Raw genomic sequence first — 2,135 nt, 5'->3', positions numbered from 1 at the left:
TTTGGGGCTGGAGAGCGGGATCAAGGGCAGTAAGGCCACCCATCAGACGATTCAGCTGTACTACGCCGCTGTAGAGCGCGGTGTGAAGGATAGGGCGACGATCAGTCCGAAAGCGGTAGAGCCGCGGGTGCTGGAAAAGGCGGGGTTCATGGCTAAGACGGTGTTGGGTCGTGGCGATTTAGTCGAATCACCAGAAATGATTGCAGAACGTCTTACCAAAGCGGTGAACGAAGGGTTCGCCGGGACCGTTGCTACGGCCTCTACAGCGCTCCAGGAACGTCGCAGAGCGAAGGAGCTGCAGGACACGGCAAATGACCTCAGAAAGCGTCTTGAGACGCTTCAGGGGCCTTTCAAGGGGCTTACAAAGGCTCAGGTTACTGAGGTTTTAAAAGTGGCCATGACGTTCCAACTGGAAAACAAGAAAGCTAAGGAACAGAGGACGGCGATACGCCAAGAAAAAATAAAAAATGCCCCGATCGATCGGGGACGTTAAAATAATATATTGGACTACTCACGTGAAGTAGGCACATGAGCGCCAGATTTGATTAGATCCATATCCGGGAAACCCGATTCCTCCATGTATTTATGGAAAAGAACTGCAAACATATAATCATTAGCAGATCTTTTCCTCAAATCCTCAAAATACTTTCTGAGGTTTTCAAGATGATAGGGGCACTCCATTGAAATTTGCCGCTGAACAACTTCATTATCAATTGGCTCCGGCAAAATAATAGGTGTCCAACAAAAAATTTCGGTTATTGGTTTTTTAATATGACCTTGTGTAATTCTTGCGTACATTTCATCATGAATCTTTCGCTCACCAGGAGAAAGGTTCATTAAACGAATCTCTGTCTCGACTTTACGTACCATAGCGTTAAGAAATATTTGTTCACTATCTATGGCTTTTTTAAAATCTGAAATAGTAGCTTGTTTCAAGCTAGCATCAATAACTATTTTAGTAAAACTCGATACGCCTTTCGTGAAGTCACCAATGTAGTTTGATACAGGTTTCCGTATAATACTATTCTTAGCAACTGGCTCTGGCTCTGGCTCTGTCGCAGACCTGGTAGGGTTTAAAGCAAAATCCTTGACCCTTCGGATAGCTTCGGCGGGATTATTGAAAACTATACTTGCTGGTATCCGGAGGACGCTATAACCATGGGCTACTGAGAATTCGTCTCGGATACGGTCACGCTCTACCTGCTCAGGTGAAGAGTGGTATGTGGCACCATCAATTTCGACGATGTACTTGCTGTTCAGCACAAAATCAAATCGATAGTTATGGAATGTGAATTGCATTTCCATTGATAACGCTGGGGAAATTAGTGCCCCATTACTAGGATAAAGATTGAATTCTTTAACCATGGATTGTAGAAACTTTTCCTCTGCTGGAGATTCACAGCCTTTTAGGAATAGCTCTAGCCAGTCACTATCGTCGGGTTTTGCGTCAACCCATGTTCGAGGCGGAAGGACCGTTTTAGTTTTTGGTTCTATAAAGTCTAAGAAAGTTAACCATGTTAAGATTAGTACAACAATCAAAACATATGGGAATATAAAACATAGCGGCAATACTATTGCAATTAAACCAGCCCTAACCCAAAGCTTACCTGCAGATTTTCCGTTCACATAGCACCTTCCTGGTTAACATTATTGTGGAGCTTTTAGATATCTAGGTCTTGTTGGTCTGGCGGTGGAAGTTCATCCTTTCCGGTAACGGCTATGTTGTTGTCTTCGATGATTGGGATGTAGGTCAGTTTCTGCTTCGCCTTTTCCTTGAAATTGCTGTCTTGCTCAGATGCAGAGGCAATGACGGTCGCAGAGAAAACGGCGTATTTCCGTTGGTTGCGGCCTGCCTGCCAGAACACTCGTTCGTTGACACAGTAGGCGCTGGCATTGCCGATTTTTACTGTGTCGATCCAGTTTTCATCCTTGAGGAGCTTGATTGCTCGACCCACTGTAGGACGGCTTACGCCTGTGACCTCGCAGAGCGTCCCATAGCTACACACTACGGCGTTTGTGGTCCTACCCATGTGCTCCACCAAGTAATACAAAATCTCGTGCGCTATGGGGCTTGCACGGGCCAATTTACGCATCTGAGTCAGGTAGCTGCGGGAGATCTGGACGAAGTTGTAATT

At 45.5% G+C, this 2,135-nt stretch carries 2 protein-coding genes and 1 pseudogene; 1 reads left to right on the top strand and 2 read right to left on the bottom strand.

The annotated features are described in order from the left end of the window. Positions 1-493: pseudogene (locus GHO03_RS25245) on the top strand (hypothetical protein); the annotation flags it as partial. A gap of 14 nt (positions 494-507) precedes the next feature. On the opposite strand, the gene GHO03_RS24285 reads toward GHO03_RS25245, so the two are convergent. Next, positions 508-1,626 carry a DUF559 domain-containing protein gene (locus GHO03_RS24285; RefSeq protein ID WP_153400667.1) on the bottom strand — a complete coding sequence of 373 codons (1,119 nt, stop codon included), beginning with the start codon at positions 1,624-1,626 and terminating at the stop codon, positions 508-510. A 35-nt stretch (positions 1,627-1,661) separates the two neighbouring features. Then, positions 1,662-2,135, bottom strand: a 474-nt coding sequence (locus GHO03_RS24280; protein ID WP_153400666.1) for a replication/maintenance protein RepL, incomplete at its 5' end; no start/stop codon positions are given.

It is taken from the genome of Pseudomonas sp. FSL R10-1339, assembly GCF_009600545.1.
Taxonomy (GTDB): Bacteria; Pseudomonadota; Gammaproteobacteria; order Pseudomonadales; family Pseudomonadaceae; genus Aquipseudomonas; species Aquipseudomonas bubulae.
Note: the sequence above shows the minus strand (reverse complement) of the source record. Positions and strands in the feature narration are given on the sequence as shown.